Annotated in this window: 1 pseudogene; it reads right to left on the bottom strand. The window is 71.5% G+C overall.

What is annotated here, in order from left to right:
* Positions 1–698: pseudogene (locus EOC06_RS10695) on the bottom strand (alpha-hydroxy-acid oxidizing protein); the annotation flags it as partial.

Raw genomic sequence — 698 nt, 5'->3', positions numbered from 1 at the left:
ACGCTGGCCGCCTGCCCGGCGATGTCCGCGCCCAGGCGGATGGCCTTGGCCACGTCGACGCCATCGCGGATCCCGCCCGACGCGATCAGCTTCACCGTTGGCAGCGCCCGACGCACCGCCTGCACGCTGGTCAGGGTGGAATCCCCCAATCGGCGAATGACATCGCCACTGCACGGTCGGCGGCATTGCGGGCGCGCTCGCCCTCCACTGCGGCCCAACTGGTGCCGCCGGCGCCGGCGACATCGATTACCGCCACGCCCGCCTCGACGAGCGCACAGGCACCGAGGCGGACAGGCCCGCCCCCACTTCCTTGGCCACCATCGGCACGCCCACGATGCGCGCGGCGCCAGCGATCAGCGCCAGGACGCCGCGCCAGTTCGCGGTCGCCCTCCGGCTGTACCGCTTCCTGCAGCGGATTGAGATGGACGATGAGCCCATCGGCCTCCAGCGCGTCCACCGCGCGACGCGCCAGGTCCAGGCCGTCGGCCTCCCGCAGTTGCGCGGCGCCGATATTGGCCAGCAAGGGAATGTCTGGCGCCAGGCGGCGCAGCGCGCGCGTTAGCCCCTGGGAGTTGCGGGATTGCAGGCTCACACGCTGCGAACCGCACATGGCGATCCCCAAGGCTTGCGCTGCCTCGCTCAAATGCCGGTTGATGGCCTCGGCCCGTGGCATGCCGCCGGCCATAGAGCTGATCAGC

This window comes from Mesorhizobium sp. M7A.F.Ca.MR.362.00.0.0, from assembly GCF_004023175.1.
Lineage (GTDB): Bacteria > Pseudomonadota > Alphaproteobacteria > Rhizobiales > Rhizobiaceae > Mesorhizobium.
This window is presented reverse-complemented; position numbering and strand designations above follow the sequence as displayed.